Here is a 14,228-nt window from a genome sequence, read left to right as displayed (position 1 = left end):
GTAGCTCGAAAATACATTACAACGAATCAACCATTTGAATCAGTGACTCATATGCGCAACGCACGGATAGCCCGGCTCACAAAGCTCTACCACACTGCCAAAGTGCTGCGACCGGAGCAGATTCTCTATCGAATCTACTATCGTTTTGCCAAGATCAAACCGTATGCCGCAACACCGGCGAGCAAGAACCCGTCCTTTGATCTGGCCAATCCACCTCGCTGGAATTCATCGCGCATAACCGAAGACGGGCAGTTCGACTTCATGGGCAGCAAGGCGGCCATCGAATGGCACAACGAGGCGCTGCCAAAGATCTGGCAATACAATCTGCATTATCTGGATCACCTGACCGCCCGCCAAGAACATGATTCATCCCTGTCGGAAACGGATCTGGTCAACAGCTGGATCACGGCCAACCCGCCGTTCGCCGGCTGTGGCTGGGAACCTTATACGCTGTCCCTCAGGATCGTTAACCTGGTCAAGTGGTTGCAAATGCAGCCGCATCTGGATCAGCGCTGGCTGGAAAGCCTGGCAGTGCAGACACACGCACTGTCACAACGGATTGAATATCACATCCTCGCAAATCACTTGTTCGTGAATGGCAAGGCGCTGGTTTTCGCGGGCAGCTTTCTGCAGACCGGGGAGGCCGGGAACTGGCTGAAAACCGGACTGAAGATTCTGGACAGAGAGGTGAAGGAGCAATTCCTGGCAGATGGGGCGCATTTCGAACTGTCGCCCATGTACCACGCCTCGTTGCTTTGGGACATGTGCGACCTGCTCAATCTGGCACTCAATGCCAATATCGACGCACTGAAAAGCCGTGCACCCGAGTGGCGCCGAGTGATCGAGCAAGGAATCATCTGGCTGCGCAGCATGCAGCATCCTGATGGCGAAATCCCCTTCTTCAATGATTGCGCCTTCGGCATTGCTCCTGCCCTGCGCGACATCGAAGGTTATGCCGCCTTGCTGGGTTGCCAGCCACCGGCAGACGCAGCGGACACTTCTTCGATCGGTGCCATTTGCCATGCCGAAAGCGGGTTTGCGCACATAGCGTTCGGTGAGGGCAGCAAAGCACTCTTGAACTTTGCACAAGTCGCTCCCGTTTATCAGCCCGGCCATACTCACGCAGATACGTTGAGCTTCGAGTTGAGCGTATTCGGGCAGCGAGTATTCGTTAACTCCGGCACATCGCAATACGGCGAGGACAGCGAGCGTCATCGTCAACGCAGTACCGCCGCTCATAACACCGTAGAGATCGATGGCGAAAACTCCTCGGAGGTCTGGGCCGGCTTCAGGGTCGCCCGCCGCGCCCGCGTCAGCCTGAGCACCTTCGAGAGCACCGGTGAATCCGTTCGCATCGTTTGCTCACATGACGGCTACCAGCGCCTGAAGGGCAAGAACCTTCACACGCGGGAGTGGAACGCCACCAGGAACACGCTACAGATCAACGATTCGGTAACGGGCGCCTTTGACAAGTCGATCGCAAGATTCCACCTGCACCCCGAGGCGTCAGTGACTCAGAATGACAACGGCCTGACAATCACCCTGGCTTCTGGAGAGACAGTCTCTGTCTCCATCTCGGGCGCGGCATGCATCAGCATTGCGAACACAACCTGGCACCCGGAGTTCGGCAAGTCCGTGGCGAACCAATGCATCGTTGTCGAACTATCGTCAGACACACTTATTACCCGCGTAACGTGGTGAGGCTTATTTGAAACTTTTAGTCCTGAGTTTTTATTATCAGCCGGATCTGTCCGCCGGCTCATTCCGCACCACGGCACTGGTAAAGGCATTGCTGGATAAATTGCCGGCTGATGCCCATATCGAACTGATCACGACACTGCCCAATCGCTACAGCTCATTCAGCAGCGAAGCGCCCGAGCTTGAAGAACATCCGCGCCTGACCATACGCCGTATCGCCCTGCCCGCTCACAAAAGCGGGATGGTCGATCAGGCAAAAGCGTTTCTGGTCTACGCCAGACATGTGCGCAACTTCGCTCGCGGCAAGCACTACGACCTTGTTTATGCAACGTCTTCACGCCTGATGACCGCAACACTTGGAGCCGTCATTGCCCGCAGCAAGAAAACACCACTGTACCTCGACATCCGTGACATTTTCGTGGACACCATCAAGGACGTTCTATCCGGGAAGATGGTGCGGTTCATCAAACCGATCCTCTCGTTGCTCGAACGCTTCACGATAAAGTCGGCGCGCAAAGTCAACCTGGTCTCAGCAGGCTTTCTTCCTTACTTCAAATCCAGATACCCGGACCAGAAGTATTCGCTGTTTACCAACGGTATCGATGACGAATTCCTCAACCTGCCGATTGTGAACACCGAAGACAACCAGGACCGCATTCTGGATGTGGTGTACGCAGGAAACTTCGGGGAAGGTCAGGGCCTTCACAACATCATCCCTCAACTGGCAAAACGCCTTGAAGGAAAGGTGCGATTCAAGGTAATCGGTGATGGCGGCCGACTGGCTGCATTGAAAGACGCCATCAATGCGTCCAAGTGCAACAATGTCGACCTGCTGAGCCCGGTCAAACGCGACGAACTGATCGGCGTCTACCAATCAGCGGACATATTGTTTCTGCACCTGAATGACTACGATGCATTTCGTAAAGTATTGCCGTCCAAGCTGTTCGAATATGCTGCCCTGGGAAAACCGATCTGGGCGGGCATTGCAGGCTACGCGGCAGAGTTTGTGACCGAGCACATCGAAAATGCATCGGTATTTGCACCTTGTGATGTCGATGCGGCGGTCGAATCCTTCGAAAGACTGACGATCTCCACGACCCCACGCGCGGCCTTTATCGATCGGTTCTCCAGAGCGAATATCATGCGCGACATGGCTGTAGATGTAATCTCCACATCGGAAGTTTCCTGATCATGCGAATTCTACTTACAGGCGCAACGGGCTTTGTGGGACGCGGCCTGACACCTCTGCTGCTGGAGCAGGGTCATGAGGTTACCGCTGCCGTTCGCAAAAACTCGAATGAGCTCGACTCCCGTGCAACTCAGGCGCTGATCAGCGATCTGTCCAGCGAGCAGAACTGGATGTCGGTGCTGAGCGGACATGATGTCGTCATCCATTCGGCTGCCCGCGTGCATGTCATGAGCGACGAGTCATCCGACCCTCTTGCCGAATACCGCAAGACCAATGTCGAGGGCACGTTGAATCTCGCCCGGCAATCGGCTGAAGCAGGCATCCGAAGATTCATCTTCATCAGCTCAGTGAAAGTCAACGGCGAGAGCACAACCCCAGGCAACCCTTACAGCGCTGAAAGCCAACCTGTGCCTCTTGATCCCTATGGGATTTCAAAACTTGAGGCCGAACAGGGACTACGTGCGCTTTCCACAGAAACCGGGATGGAAGTAGTCATCATCCGTCCCGTACTGGTTTATGGGCCAGGCGTACAGGCCAACTTTCTCAGCATGATGCGCTGGCTCCACAAAGGCGTGCCGCTGCCATTCGGCGCACTTCACAACCGCCGCAGCCTCGTCGCACTGGACAATCTCACTGACCTGATTGCGACTTGCGTAGTCCATCCTGCTGCTGCGAACCAGACTTTCATGGTCAGCGATGGCGAAGACCTATCGACTACCATGCTTCTTCGGCGCATGGGCGCTGCGTTGGGCAAACCTGTCCGAATGCTGCCAATCCCCGGCTGGGTACTTGAAACCGGGGCATCGATGCTGGGCAAGCAAGCCCTGGCCCAACGACTGTGCGGTTCACTTCAGGTAGATATTGAAAAAACACGTACCCTTTTGAACTGGACCCCGCCCGTCTCTGTCGATGAGGCGCTGCGTAAAACGGCTAAACACTTTCTGGACCTGCGAATCAAATGAATATGTGGTGGTTATTACCGGCTTGCGCCGTCGTTGCACTGTTTCTGACCGGAGCCCTACGGCAATATGCGCTGGCTAAAAGCCTTATAGACGTGCCCAACGCCCGAAGCTCCCACGCCGTCCCCACCCCAAGAGGTGGCGGCGTTGCGATCGTTGTGAGCTTTCTGGTCGCACTGATATTGGCGACAAGCATGGGTGCCATCACCTTGCCGACGATGTGGGCATTGATGGGGGCAGGTGTCGGCATCGCAGTACTGGGCTTTCTGGATGATCACGGCCATATCGTCGCCCGCTGGCGCTTGCTGGGTCATTTCATTGCAGCCATTTGGGCACTTTACTGGATAGGCGGCTTACCACCCCTGACGGTCTTCGGATTCGTATTTGACCTGGGTTGGGTTGGCAATGTATTGGCCGCGTTTTATCTGGTCTGGCTGCTGAACCTGTATAACTTCATGGATGGTATTGATGGCATTGCCAGCGTCGAGGCGATTTTTGTTTGCCTGGGTGCAACGTTGCTTTATTGGCTGACGGGCAATGGTGTATTGGCCCTCCTCCCGCTTCTGCTTGCCTTCGCAGTGTCCGGTTTTTTGTATTGGAACTTCCCGACAGCTCGCATCTTCATGGGGGACGCTGGTAGCGGCTTCCTCGGGATCACTCTGGGCGTCCTCTCCCTGCAGGCTGCCTGGGCCGCACCACAATTGCTGTGGAGCTGGCTGATTCTGCTGGGCGTGTTTATCGTCGATGCAACCTGGACTTTGTTCCGCCGGCTGCTACGGGGAGAAAAAGTCTACGAAGCTCACCGTAGCCATGCTTATCAATTCGCTTCTCGAAAATACAAAAAGCACCTGCCCGTCACGCTGGGCGTTGCCGCGATCAATCTTTGCTGGCTGTTGCCGATTGCGCTATTGGTGGCTAACGGTTACCTGGACGGTCTGCTGGGGGTTCTGATTGCTTATGTGCCATTAGCAGCGCTGGCAGTGAAGTTCAATGCTGGAGGCAAGGAATAAGCCAGTGGTGATTTAGTATTTTGTTGCAGAAACAATTGAGGGGAAGCCATGGCTTCCCCTCTTTATTCTGCTCAGGAAACTTAAAAAATCTAAATCGAAGGTTTGCGCCGAGCGCGTAGAGCACGACCCAATAACAGACGTAACAGAGGACCTATGATCATACCGACCAAGAGTGCCGCCAACATTACGACAGAAGCGGGTAAATGAGGTGCTTCCCAACCGAGAAACAGCAGGGATACTGTTTGCTGATTTTCAAGTACAAATGCCAGGATTACCAGAACCAGCAGCAGTAGAAATCCTCCCAAGAGGATTCGTTTGAGATTAGTCATAAACTGCTTCCCTGGTCATATCTACTATTCATCCTCTTCCTCATTCACTCGATCCCGAAGCTCTTTGCCTGGCTTGAAATGGGGAACGAACTTTCCGTCAAGACTGACAGACTGCCCTGTCTTCGGGTTGCGGCCGACTCGCGGCGCACGATAGTGCAAGGAGAAGCTGCCAAAGCCACGGATCTCGATACGATCACCTGTGGCAAGGCACTGGGACATTTGCTCAAGCATGGTCTTGATGGCCAGCTCAACATCCTTGGATGAGAGCAGCCCCTGATGGGTGACAATTCGTTCGATCAACTCCGACTTCGTCATATTTTTCCCTTCTTTTTCAAGCAGCTAGATCAGCGCTTGAAAGGTTTTAGCACGCCCGGAAGATTTTGAACAGCCCAGGGCTTGACATATCTTTCCGCTCGCCGAAACGCCCATTTTCAGGGCATCGGATCGCATGCACGCCAACGCTCACTCACCGACAAATCACCAGCATGGTTCGAGTGACATAGCCGGCAGGATTGAAACCAAAGGGAAACTCATCCTCATCCCGCGCATCATCAGATCGCGTGATCACCTTGTAACCCGCCCCCTTGCATTCCTTGGCTGCGCGCTTCTGACACCTCTCCCAGCCCGAACCCAAGCCGGAGCAGTCAACCTCGATACCGCTGACTCCGCGCACCGCATGAGTCTTGGCGCTAGTCGTACAGCCTGCCAACACCAACATACCCAACAAAACTATAAACTTGTTCATTCACATCCTTATGCCAGGCGACTGCCCGACTACTGCGATCTTCAGACTAAGCCTAGACGCGAATAGACGATTGATCCGATTAAAGAAACAGACCGCCCGGCAAAGGAAATGGTTTCACCCGTATAACCAGAGAGCGAGGCTTACCAAATCGCAGGCACAAAAAAGGGCGACCGAAGTCGCCCTTTTTAATGATCAGACAGAACTCAGTTCTGTTTGGCCATTGCTTGACGCAGCAGTGCCGCCATGGTGGTGTCAGCTGCTTCGCCTTCCGGAGCTGCTTTCAGGCTCTGGATGGCTTCTTTCTCTTCAGCATCGTCTTTCGATTTGATCGACAGCTGGATTACGCGGCTCTTACGATCAACGCTGATGATCTTGGCTTCTACTTGCTGGCCTTCTTTCAGAACGTTGCGCGCGTCTTCAACGCGGTCACGGCTGATTTCGGAGGCTTTCAGAGTCGCTTCGATATCGTCGGCCAGAACGATGATGGCGCCTTTGGCGTCAACTTCTTTCACGGTGCCAGTAACGATTGCGCCTTTGTCGTTAACCGAGACGTACTCGGAGAACGGATCGCTTTCCAGTTGCTTGATACCCAGGGAGATACGCTCACGCTCCGGGTCAACCGACAGGATAACGGTGTCCAGCTCGTCGCCCTTCTTGAAACGACGTACGGCTTCTTCGCCCACTTCGTTCCAGGAGATGTCGGACAGGTGAACCAGACCGTCGATGCCGCCGTCCAGACCAATGAAGATACCGAAATCGGTGATCGACTTGATGGTGCCGGAGATCTTGTCGCCCTTGTTGAACTGGCCAGAGAAGTCTTCCCATGGGTTCGACTTGCACTGCTTGATGCCCAGGGAGATACGACGACGCTCTTCGTCGATGTCCAGAACCATGACTTCCACTTCGTCGCCGACTTGTACGACTTTCGAAGGGTGGATGTTCTTGTTGGTCCAGTCCATTTCCGAAACGTGTACCAGACCTTCAACGCCTTCTTCCAGCTCAGCGAAGCAGCCGTAGTCGGTCAGGTTGGTTACACGAGCGGTAACGCGAGTGCTTTCTGGGTAACGGGCTTTGATAGCAACCCATGGATCTTCGCCCAGTTGCTTCAGGCCCAGGGAAACACGATTGCGCTCGCGATCGTACTTCAGAACCTTGACGTCGATCTCGTCGCCAACATTGACGATTTCGGAAGGGTGCTTGATACGCTTCCACGCCATGTCGGTGATGTGCAGCAGGCCGTCCACGCCACCCAGATCGACGAATGCGCCGTAATCGGTGAGGTTTTTGACGATACCTTTGACTTGCTGGCCTTCCTGCAGGGATTCCAGCAGAGCTTCACGCTCGGCGGAGTTCTCGGCTTCCAGGACGCTGCGACGGGAAACGACAACGTTGTTGCGCTTCTGGTCCAGCTTGATGACCTTGAATTCCAGCTCTTTGCCTTCCAGGTGCGTGGTGTCGCGCACTGGACGGACGTCAACCAGGGAACCTGGCAGGAACGCACGGATGCCGTTAACGTCGACAGTGAAGCCGCCTTTAACCTTACCGTTGATAACGCCCTTGACCACTTCCTCGGCTGCGAAGGCTGCTTCCAGAACGATCCAGCATTCAGCGCGCTTGGCTTTTTCACGGGACAGCTTGGTTTCGCCGAAACCGTCTTCAACCGAGTCCAGAGCAACGTGAACTTCGTCACCGACGTTGATGTTCAGTTCGCCAGCGTCGTTGTAGAACTGCTCCAGAGGGATCAGTGCTTCGGACTTCAGGCCAGCGTGAACGGTTACCCAGCGAGCTTGGTAATCGATATCAACGATAACACCGGTGATGATGGAGCCTGCCTGAAGGTTCAGGGTCTTTAGGCTTTCTTCAAAGAGTTCCGCAAAGCTTTCGCTCATTTTAATTCCTGTTGATTAGGGCGAAAAATACGCCCGTCTCCACATCCCAGACGATGCGGGTCAGTTTCATTTAAAGGAAGCCACCGCAGGACTATGACTGGTCCCCTGCGGCCTTCCTGGTCACCCGGCGATATCGCGAATGGCGATCTCGCTCATGATGCGTTCCAGCACCTGATCGATGGACAACTCCGTGGAATCCAGCTGTATGGCGTCGGCCGCCGGCTTTAGCGGGGCCACCGCTCGCTGGGTATCACGCTCGTCGCGCGCACGGATCTCATCTAGCAGACTCGACAGACTAACACCCTCGACTTTGCCCTTCAACTGCAAATATCGACGGCGCGCCCGCTCCTCGGCACTGGCGGTCAGGAAAATCTTCAAGGGCGCATTCGGAAATACCACCGTGCCCATGTCGCGACCATCGGCCACCAGCCCCGGCGACTCCTGAAAAGCACGCTGGCGCTGCAGCAGCGCCTCGCGCACGGCCGGCAATGCAGCCACCTGAGAAGCGCCGGAACCGACGCTTTCAGTGCGGATGACATCGCTGACTTCGTCACCTTCCAGAATGATGCGTTGCAGTTGACCGTCGGTCGCCGCGATGAACTGCACATCCAGATGAGCGGCCAGTTTCTTCAGCAGCTCTTCATTGGTCAGGTCAACACCATGGTTGTGCGCAGCAAACGCCAGCAGGCGATACAGCGCACCGGAATCCAGCAGGTTCCAGCCCAGACGCTTGGCCAGAATCCCGGCTACGGTGCCTTTGCCCGAGCCGCTTGGCCCATCGATGGTGATGACCGGAGCAATATTGTTCACGACTGAGCCTCTTGCGCCACACGAATGCCGACCTGTGCGCACAGCGCCAGGAAGTTCGGGAACGATGTCGCGACGTTGGCGCAGTCATGGATGCGGATCGGTGCCGTGGCGCGCAGCGAGGCCACGCTGAAAGCCATCGCGATACGGTGATCGCCATGACCATGCACTTCGCCGCCGCCGATCTGGCCGCCGTCGATGATGATGCCGTCCGGGGTCGGTTCGCACTTGACGCCCAGCGCCAGCAGACCGTCCGCCATGACCTGGATACGGTCCGACTCCTTGACCCGCAGCTCTTCGGCGCCGGTCAGCACGGTACGCCCTTCGGCACAGGCCGCGGCCACGAACAGCACCGGGAATTCGTCGATCGCCAGTGGAACCAGCGCTTCCGGAATCTCGATACCCTTGAGTTTAGCCGCTCGCACGCGCAGGTCGGCAACCGGCTCGCCACCCACTTCACGCTGGTTTTCCAGGGTGATGTCGGCGCCCATCAGGCGCAGAATGTCGATCACACCGGTGCGGGTCGGGTTGATGCCGACGTGTTCGAGCACCAGCTCCGAACCTTCGGCGATCGACGCGGCCACCAGGAAGAATGCCGACGACGAGATATCGCCCGGCACTTCGATGTGGGTCGCGGTCAGCTTGCCGCCGGACTCAACCGATGCCGTGGCACCGTTGACGCTCACCGGGTAGCCGAAGCCGCGCAGCATGCGCTCGGTGTGGTCACGGGTCGGAGCCGGCTCGGTGACGGTGGTCTTGCCTTCGGCGTACAGACCCGCCAACAGCAGGCAGGATTTAACCTGGGCACTGGCCATCGGCATGGTGTAGGTCAGGCCTTTGAGTTTGTGACCGCCACGAATGGTCATCGGTGGACGACCCTCGGCAGCGGTTTCGATCACGGCACCCATTTCCCGGAGCGGGTTGGCGACGCGATTCATCGGACGCTTGGACAGCGAAGCATCACCAGTCAGGGTGCTGTCGAAGTCCTGCGCGGCCAGCAGGCCGGACAGCAGGCGCATCGAAGTGCCGGAGTTGCCCAGATAGATCGGGCCCGGCGCAGGCTTCAGGCCATGCAGGCCGACACCGTGGATGGTCACGCGGCCGTGATGCGGGCCTTCGATGACCACGCCCATGTCGCGGAACGCCTGCAAGGTCGCCAGGGCGTCTTCGCCCTCGAGGAAGCCTTCGACTTCGGTGACGCCTTCAGCCAGAGAACCGAGCATGATCGAACGGTGGGAAATCGATTTGTCACCCGGTACGCGAATCCGACCGGACAGGCGGCCACCAGGTTGAGCCAGGAAAATCAGATCGTTGGAATTCATAGCGTCCACATAGGCCCTGCGGGCCAGGATTTTACTGAAATGCTCGCGGGCAACCCGGGCGCGCGTGAAGACGCCCAACAATTGGTGCCCATCCCCTGCATCGACCGCGTCGCGCAAGGCGTCGAGGTCGCTGCGAAATGTATCGAGTGTGCGCAGGACAGCCTCGCGATTGGCGAGAAAGATGTCATGCCACATGACCGGGTCGCTTCCGGCGATTCTTGTGAAATCACGGAAACCGCCCGCAGCGTAACGGAAGATCTCAAGGTTTTCATTGCGTTTGGCCAGCGAATCGACCAGACCGAAGGCCAGCAGGTGCGGCAGATGACTGGTCGCAGCCAGCACTTCATCGTGACGCTCGACCTGCATGTGCTCAACGTCGGCACCCAGCTCGCGCCACAAGCGATCAACCACCGCCAGGGCAGCCGGATCGGTCTGCTCCAGCGGGGTCAGAATGACTTTATGACGGCGGAACAGTTCCGAGTTGGAGGCTTCCACCCCGCTCTGCTCGGAACCGGCAATCGGATGGCCCGGCACGAAACGCGCCGGCATGCCGCCGAACGCTTCGGTCGCCGCGCGCACCACATTGCCCTTGGCGCTGCCGACATCCGTCAGGATCGCCTGCCCCAGATCCATACTGGCCAGACGGGCCAGCACTTTTTCCATGGCCAGGATCGGTACCGCCAACTGGATCACGTCCGCGCCCTGGCAAGCCGCTGCCAGATCATCTTCGCAGCGATCCACCACGCCCAACTCGACCGCCAGCTTGCGCGATTGCGGATCGAGATCGACCCCGACCACTTCGCGGCACACGCCGCTTTCACGCAAACCTTTGGCAAACGAACCACCGATCAACCCCAGACCGACCACCACCAGGCGCCCGATCATAGGTGCAGCAGATTGCAGCGCAGTGACATCACCCACGAGCCAGAACCTTGCGCAGCGCTTCGAGGAAGCGGCTGTTTTCCGCCGGCAGACCGATGGTCACCCGCAGATGGTTCGGCATGCCGTAGTTGGCGACCGGACGCACGATCACGCCTTCGCGCAGCAGGCCCTGGAACACCGGAGCCGCCACCTGACCAAGGTCGACGCAGATAAAGTTGCCCTTGGACGGAATCCAGCTCAGGCCCAGCTCGCGGAAACCCGCTTCCAGCTGTTGCATGCCGGATTCATTGAGCTGACGGCTCTGCGCCAGATACTCCTCGTCCTTCAGCACCGCACACGCCGCGGCCAAAGCCAGGCTGTTGACGTTGAATGGCTGGCGTACGCGATTCAGCACGTCTGCCACCACGGGTGTGGACAAGCCGTAGCCAACGCGCAGCGCCGCCAGACCGTAGGCCTTGGAGAAGGTGCGCGAGACCAGCAGGTTCGGATAAGCCGCGAGGAAATCCAGACCATCCGGCAGATCGCTGCCTTCGGCGTATTCGATGTAGGCCTCGTCCAGCACCACCAGCACATGTTCCGGCACGTCCTGCAGGAACTCGTCCAGCGCTTCGGCGCCGAACCAGGTGCCGGTCGGGTTGTTCGGGTTGGCGATGAACACGACGCGGGTGCTGGCGTCGATGGCCGCCAGCATCGCTGGCAGGTCATGACCCCAGTCCTTGGCCGGAACGACCTTGGCCTGAGCGCCGACCGCCTGGGTCGCGATCGGGTAGACCGCGAACGCGTGCTCGCTGAACACGGCATTCAGGCCCGGCGCCAGATAGGCGCGCGCCACCAGTTCAAGAATGTCGTTGGAGCCGTTGCCCAGGGTCACCTGGTTCAGCTCGACACGGCATTGCTCGGCCAGCAGGGATTTCAGGGCAAAACCGTTGCCGTCCGGATAACGGGTCAGCTCGTCCAGCGCTTCGCGGATCGCGGCCAGCGCTTTCGGGCTGGCGCCCAACGGGTTTTCGTTGCTCGCCAGCTTGACGATGCTTGCCGGATCCAGATCCAGCTCGCGCGCCAGTTCGTCCACGGGCTTGCCCGGTACGTAGGGCGAAAGTTGTTGCACGCCCGGCTGTGCCAGAGCGAGGAAGTTGCCACTCATTGCTACCACCCCTTAAAGAACTGCTTTCGGGTAGGAACCCAGCACCTTGAGTGCTACTGCTTCCTGACTGATCTTTTCCAGTACACCTTTGATCAGCGGATCACGGTGATGACCGACGAAGTCGATGAAGAACACGTAGGTCCATTTGCCGCTGCGCGACGGACGGGTTTCGATCCGGGTCAGGTCGATCCCGTTGTCATGGAACGGCACCAGCAGCTCATGGAGCGCGCCAGGCTTGTTGCTCATGGACACGATGATCGAAGTCTTGTCGTCGCCGGTCGGTGGCACTTCCTGGTTACCGATCATCAGGAAGCGCGTGGAGTTGTCCGGGCGATCTTCGATCTTCTCGGCCAGACGGGTCAGGCCATACAGCCCGGCCGCCATGTCGCCGGCGATCGCCGCCGAGTTCCACTCACCCTTGACCCGCTTGGCCGCTTCGGCGTTGCTGGACACCGCCACGCGCTCGACATTCGGGTAATGGGCGTCCAGCCATTTGCGGCACTGGGCCAGCGACTGAGCGTGGGAATAGATGCGGCTGATGCTGTCGGTCTTGGTGTTTTCACCGACCAACAGGTGGTGGTGAATGCGCAACTCGACTTCGCCGCAGATCACCATGTCATGTTCGAGGAAGCTGTCGAGGGTGTGGTTGACCGCGCCTTCGGTGGAGTTCTCCACCGGCACCACGCCAAAGTTCACCGCACCGGCCGCCACTTCACGGAACACTTCGTCGATCGCCGCCATCGGCTTGCTGATCACCGCGTGACCGAAGTGTTTCATGGCCGCCGCCTGGGTGAAGGTGCCTTCCGGACCGAGATATGCAACTTTCAGCGGGTTCTCGAGGGCCAGGCACGAAGACATGATTTCGCGGAACAAGCGCGCCATCTCTTCGTTGCCCAACGGCCCCTTGTTGCGTTCCATCACACGCTTGAGAACCTGCGCCTCACGCTCGGGACGATAGAACACTGGCTGCTCGCCTTCGGCCAGACTGGCCATCTTGACCCGGGCAACTTCTTCGGCGCAGCGCGCGCGATCGCTGATCAGCTGGAGGATCTTCTCGTCCAGGTTATCGATGCGAACGCGCAGCGCCTTGAGCTCCTGCTCGGACATCAGGAATGCTCCTTCTCGAATTCAGCCATGTAGCCAACCAGCGCTTCCACGGCGTCCAGACCCAGAGCGTTGTAGATCGAGGCACGCATGCCGCCAACCGAGCGATGGCCCTTGAGGTTGAGCAGGCCACGGGCGTCGGCGCCAGCCAGGAACGCCTTGTCCAGGCGCTCGTCAGCCAGACGGAACGGCACGTTCATCCACGAGCGGGCGTTGACGCTGATCGGGTTGGTATAGAAGTCACTGTTGTCGATGAAGCCGTACAGGCGATCTTTCTTCGCCTTATTGCGCTGCTCCATCGCGGCGACGCCACCCTGCTCCTTCAGCCACTCGAAGACGAGGCCCGAGAGGTACCAGGAATAGGTCGCCGGGGTGTTGTACATCGAGCCGTTATCGGCCGAGACCTTGTAGTCGAGCATGGTCGGGCACGAACTGCGGGCGCGGCCCAGCAGGTCTTCACGGACAATCACTACCACCAGACCGCTCGGGCCGATGTTCTTCTGCGCGCCGGCGTAGATCAGGCCGTACTGCGACACATCGATCGGACGCGAGAGGATATCGGAGGACATGTCGACCACCAGCGGAACGTCACCAGCCTCGGGAACCCAGTCGAACTGCAGGCCGCCGATGGTTTCGTTGGACGCATAGTGCAGATAGGCCGCACCCGGAGTCAGCTTCCACTCGTTCTGGCCAGGGATGGCCAGATAGTCATAAGGCTTGGCGCTGGCGGCAACATTGACGTTGCCGAAGCGACGCGCTTCCTCGATGGCTTTCTTCGACCAGATGCCGGTTTCGACATAGTCGGCAGTGCCGTTCTCGGGCAGCAGGTTCAGCGGAATCTCGGCGAACTGTTGGCTCGCACCGCCCTGCAGGAACAGCACTTTGTAATTGGAGGGGATGGACAGCAGGTCGCGCAGGTCTTGTTCGGCCTTCTCGGCGATGGCCACGTAGTCATCGCTGCGATGGCTCATTTCCATGACCGACAGACCCTTGCCGTGCCAGTCGAGCATCTCGGACTGGGCACGCAACAGGACAGCTTCAGGCAGCGCAGCGGGACCTGCGCAGAAGTTATAGGCTCGTTTGCTCACATCCACTCTCGCTATGCAATCACGGTAGCGGACAGAGCAAACACTCTGCCCTGCTACGATTT

At 58.0% G+C, this 14,228-nt stretch carries 13 protein-coding genes; 4 read left to right on the top strand and 9 right to left on the bottom strand.

Annotation, left to right across the window (positions count from 1 at the left end; genetic code table 11):
- The first annotated feature begins 51 nt into the window (after positions 1–51).
- The 4 genes from AC07XZ_RS11495 to AC07XZ_RS11480 are packed head-to-tail and all read left to right on the top strand — an operon-like array spanning position 52 to position 4,856.
- The gene (locus tag AC07XZ_RS11495; RefSeq protein WP_102686479.1) at positions 52–1,701 is read left to right on the top strand and encodes a heparinase II/III family protein; all 1,650 of its coding nucleotides are present in this window, start codon (positions 52–54) and stop codon (positions 1,699–1,701) included.
- A 7-nt stretch (positions 1,702–1,708) separates the two neighbouring features.
- Positions 1,709–2,887 (top strand): glycosyltransferase family 4 protein, encoded by a 1,179-nt coding sequence (locus tag AC07XZ_RS11490; RefSeq protein WP_085745002.1) that lies wholly within the window; start codon positions 1,709–1,711, stop codon positions 2,885–2,887.
- Between the two features lie 2 nt (positions 2,888–2,889).
- Positions 2,890–3,849: a UDP-glucose 4-epimerase family protein gene (locus AC07XZ_RS11485; protein WP_085745003.1), complete on the top strand. Its 960-nt coding sequence runs from the start codon at positions 2,890–2,892 to the stop codon at positions 3,847–3,849.
- Positions 3,846–4,856, top strand: a complete 1,011-nt coding sequence (locus AC07XZ_RS11480) for an MraY family glycosyltransferase (protein WP_085745004.1) — start codon at positions 3,846–3,848, stop codon at positions 4,854–4,856. Before AC07XZ_RS11485 ends, AC07XZ_RS11480 begins: the two co-directional genes overlap by 4 nt.
- 89 nt (positions 4,857–4,945) lie before the next feature.
- Here the strand turns inward: AC07XZ_RS11480 and AC07XZ_RS11475 are convergent, their stop codons facing one another.
- From AC07XZ_RS11475 to serC, 9 genes are all read right to left on the bottom strand, one after another.
- On the bottom strand, positions 4,946–5,185 hold the full coding sequence (locus AC07XZ_RS11475) for a LapA family protein (RefSeq protein ID WP_085745005.1): 240 nt from the start codon (positions 5,183–5,185) through the stop codon (positions 4,946–4,948).
- Between the two features lie 24 nt (positions 5,186–5,209).
- Complete coding sequence (gene ihfB / locus AC07XZ_RS11470) at positions 5,210–5,500, bottom strand: integration host factor subunit beta (protein ID WP_085745006.1); 291 nt, start codon at positions 5,498–5,500, stop codon at positions 5,210–5,212.
- 151 nt (positions 5,501–5,651) lie between these two features.
- On the bottom strand, positions 5,652–5,930 hold the full coding sequence (locus AC07XZ_RS11465; RefSeq protein WP_085745007.1) for a hypothetical protein: 279 nt from the start codon (positions 5,928–5,930) through the stop codon (positions 5,652–5,654).
- Positions 5,931–6,133: 203 nt separating this feature from the next.
- Positions 6,134–7,819 (bottom strand): 30S ribosomal protein S1, encoded by a 1,686-nt coding sequence (gene rpsA, locus AC07XZ_RS11460; protein ID WP_007950918.1) that lies wholly within the window; start codon positions 7,817–7,819, stop codon positions 6,134–6,136.
- 120 nt (positions 7,820–7,939) lie between these two features.
- Positions 7,940–8,629, bottom strand: a complete 690-nt coding sequence (cmk, locus tag AC07XZ_RS11455; protein WP_085647507.1) for a (d)CMP kinase — start codon at positions 8,627–8,629, stop codon at positions 7,940–7,942.
- Positions 8,626–10,833, bottom strand: coding sequence for a bifunctional prephenate dehydrogenase/3-phosphoshikimate 1-carboxyvinyltransferase (locus AC07XZ_RS11450; protein WP_240868636.1), 2,208 nt, complete (start codon positions 10,831–10,833; stop codon positions 8,626–8,628). The genes cmk and AC07XZ_RS11450 overlap by 4 nt, the downstream gene beginning before the upstream one ends.
- Positions 10,834–10,861: 28 nt before the next feature.
- Positions 10,862–11,974, bottom strand: a complete 1,113-nt coding sequence (gene hisC, locus AC07XZ_RS11445) for a histidinol-phosphate transaminase (RefSeq protein ID WP_102686481.1) — start codon at positions 11,972–11,974, stop codon at positions 10,862–10,864.
- 12 nt (positions 11,975–11,986) lie between these two features.
- Positions 11,987–13,081 (bottom strand): prephenate dehydratase, encoded by a 1,095-nt coding sequence (gene pheA, locus AC07XZ_RS11440; protein ID WP_007950913.1) that lies wholly within the window; start codon positions 13,079–13,081, stop codon positions 11,987–11,989.
- Positions 13,081–14,166, bottom strand: coding sequence for a 3-phosphoserine/phosphohydroxythreonine transaminase (gene serC, locus AC07XZ_RS11435; protein WP_085745010.1), 1,086 nt, complete (start codon positions 14,164–14,166; stop codon positions 13,081–13,083). Before serC ends, pheA begins: the two co-directional genes overlap by 1 nt.
- Positions 14,167–14,228: the final 62 nt, after the last annotated feature.

The organism is Pseudomonas sp. GW458-11-26-14-LB4 (genome assembly GCF_059423925.1).
This window is presented reverse-complemented; position numbering and strand designations above follow the sequence as displayed.